This window comes from Saccharopolyspora sp., from assembly GCF_017434145.1.
Lineage (GTDB): Bacteria > Actinomycetota > Actinomycetes > Mycobacteriales > Pseudonocardiaceae > Saccharopolyspora_C > Saccharopolyspora_C galaxeae.
Genome location: NZ_JAFRFW010000245.1, coordinates 1 through 5687 on the forward strand (window position 1 = coordinate 1; position 5687 = coordinate 5687).

The 5687-nt window shown below is 71.2% G+C and carries 5 protein-coding genes and 1 pseudogene; 4 read left to right on the forward strand and 2 right to left on the reverse strand.

The window, feature by feature from the left end:
• Positions 1–305: hypothetical protein (locus tag IJH84_RS06885; RefSeq protein ID WP_295141648.1), on the forward strand; the 305-nt coding region annotated here is incomplete at its 5' end.
• Positions 306–359: 54 nt separating this feature from the next.
• Here the strand turns inward: IJH84_RS06885 and IJH84_RS06890 are convergent.
• Positions 360–1655: a glycosyltransferase 87 family protein gene (locus IJH84_RS06890; protein ID WP_295141655.1), complete on the reverse strand. Its 1296-nt coding sequence runs from the start codon at positions 1653–1655 to the stop codon at positions 360–362.
• Between the two features lie 328 nt (positions 1656–1983).
• On the opposite strand from IJH84_RS06890, the gene IJH84_RS06895 reads away from it, so the two are divergent.
• Entirely contained in the window at positions 1984–2832 is an 849-nt protein-coding gene (locus IJH84_RS06895) for a diguanylate cyclase (protein WP_295141658.1), read from the forward strand.
• 24 nt (positions 2833–2856) lie between these two features.
• On the opposite strand, the gene IJH84_RS06900 is transcribed toward IJH84_RS06895, so the two are convergent.
• Positions 2857–3942: an inositol-3-phosphate synthase gene (locus tag IJH84_RS06900; protein WP_200067995.1), complete on the reverse strand. Its 1086-nt coding sequence runs from the start codon at positions 3940–3942 to the stop codon at positions 2857–2859.
• A 399-nt stretch (positions 3943–4341) separates the two neighbouring features.
• Between IJH84_RS06900 and IJH84_RS06905 the strand changes: the two genes are divergently transcribed.
• Together IJH84_RS06905 and IJH84_RS06910 are read left to right on the forward strand one after the other, a co-directional pair.
• The gene (locus IJH84_RS06905; RefSeq protein ID WP_200067994.1) at positions 4342–4746 is read left to right on the forward strand and encodes a DUF5318 domain-containing protein; all 405 of its coding nucleotides are present in this window, start codon (positions 4342–4344) and stop codon (positions 4744–4746) included.
• 97 nt (positions 4747–4843) lie between these two features.
• Positions 4844–5687: pseudogene (locus tag IJH84_RS06910) on the forward strand (hypothetical protein); the annotation flags it as partial.

Sequence of the window (5687 nt, forward strand, 5' to 3'; positions counted from 1 at the left end):
TCGATCGAGCGATGCGGACCGGCGACCTGCCGACCACGCCGCTGCTGGCCGCCCGCTGCACCCGCGACCCGCTGAAGCTGCCGGTGCAGGTCACACCGCTCGACGCGCTCGACGCAGGACGGGCGGAACGGGAGGTGGTGGCCCGCAACCCGTTCCCGATGCCGCGTGCGGCGCCGGGCGAGCTGGCGCTGCCGGTGCTCGGCGGCCCGCTGCCGTCGCTGGTCGTGCCGGGGAGGGGTTCGCCATCGCCGGGCCCCGCCCCGGGACGCAGCATCGAGGACACCGTCGAGTTGCAGCGCATCTGAGCCCTGCCGCGCAAAACGGCCGCCGGACATCCGGCGGCCGTTTTCGTCGCTCGCTCAGGAAGCCGCGGTGACCGGCTCGGTGGTTTCCGCGATGTCCCGGCCCGCGCCGGTCCGCCGCGCCCGCCACCAAGCGAGCCCGGCGTAAACCAGCAGCGCGAGTCCGAAGTAGACGTAAGCGTTGCCGATCAGGTGCTCGAAGAGGTTCCAGCGCAGCTCGCGGCCGTAGCCCTGCGGCACCTTCCAGTGCGGTCCGATCATGAAGAAGGACGCGGCCAGCGCGGTGATCACCAGCAGCGGCCAGTTCCGCCTGCTCCACGCGGCCCCCGCCAGCAGCACCAGCCCCGGAATCGCCCACACCCAGTGGTGCGACCAGGATATCGGCGACACCAGCAGCGACAGGACGCCGTTGAGCGTCACCGCCATCGGCAGGTCCTGCTGCCGGATCGCGTGCACCATGCCCACCACGGCCAGCGCCAGCACCAGCACCGCCAGCACGAGGAACACGATCGACACGTGCCCGACGCCGAGCTTGGTCAGCGCCGAGCGCAGCGACTGGTTGCCCGCGTACACCGAGGCGTCGCCGGTGAACGTCGGCCCGAACGAAACGTTGCCGGTGGCCAGCACCTGGTGCAGCCAGAACTCGCGCGCGTCGTCGAAGGCCAGCACGACTCCGGCCAGCACGGTGCCGAGGAAGCCCAGCACCGCCATCAGGACCGGTCGGAAGTCCTTGCGCAGCAAGAAGAACAGCAGGAAGGCGGCCGGGGTGAGCTTGATCCCTGCGGCGATCCCGATCAGCAGCCCGCGCGGGTAGGGCAGCTTGCGGCCCGGTTCGGTGCGCCACAGGCAGTCCACCGCGACCATCGCCATCAGCACGAGGTTGATCTGCGCGTAGGTGATGGTCTCCATCACCGGCTCGGACAACGTCGCCAGCGGCAGCGCGACCGCGGTGCCCAGCAGCAATCGCTCGCGCTGCCCGCGCAGGAACTTCGCGGTGCCGAGCACCACGTACAGCGTGATCAGCAGCGACAGGTGCGAGACGAGCATGATGACCGCCACCGCGGCGGTCTTGGGCACCAGCCCGAGCGGGCTGAACAGGATCGCCGCGAACGGCGGGTAGATGAACGGCAGCTTGAGGCCCGACTCGGTGGCGGGCAGCGGTCCGTAGACGTCCTGGCCCGCGAGCCAGGCGCGCGCGCCGAGCCGGTAGACCTCGCCGTCGATGTGGTCGTGCGGGCTGATCGTGGAGACCATGAGCACGGCGACCAGCTCGGCGATCCCGATCGCCAGCAGCAGTCCTCGGTGCTCGTGCATCAGCTGGCGCAGTGCGGGTCTCGTCGCCGGTCCGCTCACCGCCACGGTTCACCGTCCAGGTCGTAGTGCGGGTGCCGTCGCCGATCCGGCGACCTTGCCCAGCCTAGAGGCCGCCTTGATCGCGCTCGGAGCGCGTCGCCGCGTCGCGGGCGGCCGGGCGGACCGGAGTCGGTTACCGTCAACCGTCCGGACAGGTCGATTCCCGCATCGGGTGGCGCCTGATCGACAGCAACGATACTTGCTGACCCAGCGTTATTAGCGTTCCGTGAATACCACCATTACGGGTGGTAGTGATGCTCTTGAATTAGCCCCTCTCCGCGGAGGAGAGTCCAGAGGACTGCTCCGTTTGGTGGGGAGGAGGGGCCGAATGAGTGTCCTCGACGTGACAGCACCGTCCCAGTTGCCGCCGATCTGGGACGAGCTGATCACCGGGCTGACCGTTGGTGTGCTGCTCACCGACGAGCGCGGCCAGGTGCTCGCCACCAACGACGTCGCCGCGGACCTCATGCAGCTGACCAAGTCCGATCTGCTCACCGGCGCCCGCCCCAGCGGCTGGACGGTGCGCGACGACACCGGCGCGGCCATGCCGGACTGGTCCGAACTGGCCGGCCAGGTGCTGCGCGCCGGTTCCCCGCTGTCCACCCCGATGGTGGTCGAGCGCGGCGGCCACCCGACGCGGCTGTGGGGCGATTTCCACGCGGTCCGCGCACAGGGCAAGCGCCGGGTGCTGATCCTGCTGCAGGCCGTGCAGACCGACGTCGGTCACGCCCGCGGCCTGCTCGACCCGCTGACCGGCCTGCCGGGGCGCGCGCTGCTGCTGGACCGGCTGGAGCAGTCCCTGGTGCGGGCGCGCACCCGCGGCATGCTCACCACCCTGGTGCTGATCGACGTGCAGCAGTTGGCCGCGTTCAACACCGAGCACGGTTTCGACCGCGGCGACGAACTGCTCAGCACCCTCGCGGGCAGGCTCCGGCAAGGTCCGTCCGACGAGCACACCGTGGCCCGCTACGGCGGCGACGAGTTCGCACTGGTCGCCGACCACCCGCACGGCACCGGGGCGGCGATCGCCCAGCCGGCGCGCCGGGTGGCGACCTGGCCGATGCGGATCGGCCGCTCCCGGGTGCGGCCGGGGTTGCGGGTCTCCTGGGTCACCACCAACGGCAACGCCACCGCGCACGCGGTGCTCTCCCGCGCCGAGCAGCAGCTGCAGCATTGATCCGCGCGGGCGGCGGGGAGTTCCTCAGCTGGTGATGAAGTCCTCGACCGCCTGGTAGGCGTCGGAGTCCGCGTACTGCTCCGGCGGCGATTTCATGAAGTACGACGAAGCGGACAGCACCGGTCCGCCGACGCCGCGGTCCTTGGCGATCTTCGCGGCGCGCAGCGCGTCGATGATGATCCCCGCCGAGTTCGGCGAGTCCCACACCTCCAGCTTGTACTCCAGGTTCAGCGGCACGTCGCCGAACGCGCGGCCTTCCAGCCGGATGTAGGCCCACTTGCGGTCGTCCAGCCACGGCACGTAGTCCGACGGGCCGATGTGCACGTTGCGCTTGTCCAGGTCGCGCTGCACCTGCGAGGTGACCGACTGGGTCTTGGAGGTCTTCTTCGACTCCAAGCGCTGGGATTCCTTCATGTTCAGGAAGTCCATGTTGCCGCCGACGTTGAGCTGCATCGTGCGGTCCAGGTGCACGCCCCGGTCCTCGAACAGCTTGGCCAGCACCCGGTGCGTGATCGTCGCGCCGACCTGCGACTTGATGTCGTCGCCGACGATCGGCACCCCGGCGTCGGTGAACTTCCGCGCCCACTCCGGGTCGGAGGCGATGAACACCGGCAGCGCGTTGACGAACGCCACCCCGGCGTCCAGTGCGGCCTGCGCGTAGAACTTGCCCGCGTCTTCCGAGCCCACCGGGAGGTAGGACACCAGCACGTCCACCTCGGCGTCGCGCAGTGCCTGCGCCACGTCGACCGGCTGCTCCTCGGCCTCGGTGATCGTTTCGCGGTAGAACTGCCCGAGGCCGTCGAGGGTTCGCCCGCGCTGCACCGGCACGCCCAGCGGCGGCACGTCGGCGATCTTGATGGTGTTGTTCTCGCTGGCCACGATCGCTTCGGAGAGGTCCCTGCCGACCTTCTTGGCGTCCACGTCGAACGCGGCCACGAACTGCACGTCGCGCACGTGGTACTCGCCGAACTGCACGTGCATGAGTCCGGGTACGCGGGCGTCCGGGTCGGCGTCGGCGTAGTAGTGGACGCCCTGCACCAGCGAAGCGGCGCAATTGCCGACGCCTGCGATCGCCACTCGAACCGCACCCTCGCGGCGGTCTGTGCTCATGGCAGGGTTCTCCTTGTTGATCATTCGTCTCCCTTTCCCTGGCGGTCCGGCGCGCAGCGCGGGCGGCGCGCATCGACCGACCTGGTGCGCGGCCGCCTCCGGACCCCGACCGGTCCGCGCGCTGCGCCGCTGAACCTGACAACCGCGGCCCGGCCCGGGCTGTTCCCGCTGAGCCGGCTCCCCCTCGAAAGGCGCGCGAACCGCGGCCCCCGGTGCGTCCCGGGGCCGCCGGACCACCCGCGGCACTTGCTCGCCGAAGCAGTATATCCGTCCGGGATCTCGGAAAATCGCAGGTCGAGCGCTACTGCGCCGCTACCGGCAGGCCGGGCAGACCGCACAAACCGGTCCTGCCCTGAACGGCGCATGGAGCCGCAGCAGCGGACACGTACCCTGTCCCTCGTGCGGACCCAACGGCAAGTGGTGGATTACGCGTTGCAGCGCCGGGCGCTGCTCGCGCGGGTCCACGCGGGCCGAGTCGGGGTTGATGAGGTCTGCGATGCCAACCCGTACCTGCTGCGGGCGGCGAAGTACCACGGCCAGCCCAGCGACGTGACCTGCCCGGTCTGCCGCAAGGAGTCGCTCACGATGGTTTCGTGGATCTTCGGCGAGGAGCTCAAGCACGCTTCGGGCTCCGCCCGCGGCCCCGAAGAGCTGGAACGGTTCGCGGCCGTGTTCAAGGAATTCACCGTGCACGTCGTCGAGGTGTGCCGCACCTGTCGGTGGAACCACCTGGTGCAGTCGTACGTGCTGGGCACCGGTGACTTGAACGACCGCCGCCACCGGCGCAAGACTGCGGCGGAGTGAACCGGGCCGTGACACCCCAGCAGCGCCGCTCAGCGGGCGTACCCCGACTTGAATGCATCACCTGGCGTCGACCGACGCCTGTCCTGGAGGCCAACTCGTGAACGACGAGCGTGACGACCCGGCTCGTGGCCGCCACTCCCGGCAGCCCGAAGGTCGCAACCCCGGTCCCCCCGAAGACCGGGACACGCCCCCCACGGCCCGGCAGCAGGGTCCGCGGTCGCAAGGACCACCGCCGGGGCCGCCCCCCGGGCAGGGTGGTGCGCCGCAGGGGCCGCCGCCGAACCAGCAGCCGCCGCAGTCCGGCAGGCCCGCCGGTCCGCCGCCCGGGCAGGGCGGCGCTCCGCAGCGTCCGCCGCAGGGTCCGCCTGCTGGGCAGCAGGGCCCGCAGCAAGGCCAGCCGCAGCGGCCCGGTCAGCAGGGGCCCGGTCAGCAGGGAGCCGGTCAGCAAGGACCGCCGCCCGGACCGCCGCCGGGGCAAGGGCCGCGCGCAGGAGATGGTGCGGGCCGTTCCCGGCAGGGCGAACAGCCGCAGTGGCCCGGTGAAGGAGCGCAGTCCGGGCCGGACACCGTGCGCAACGGTCCGTCCGGCCAGCAGCGCTCGGGTTCGGCTCCGGAGTCGCCGCAGGAGACGACCGGCGCGTGGACTCCGTCGTTCGACGATGACGACGACGATGGCGCCTCGGGTTCGCGCGGCGATTCGGCGGAGGGGCGCAAGCTCGACTTACCGACGTCGTTCGCCCAGCAGCCGCCGCCTCCGCGGGAGCAGGCCGGTGGCAGGCAGGCGCCGCCCGGTGCGGGTCAGCGTCCGCAGCCGCCCCAGCAGCCGCCGAACGCCCAGCAGCCGAATCCGCAGCAGCAGAACCCGCAGCAGCCCCCGCAGCAGCCCGGCGAGCAGGGCACTCAGCAGGTGGGTCCGCAGCAGCGCCCCGGTCAGCAGCCGA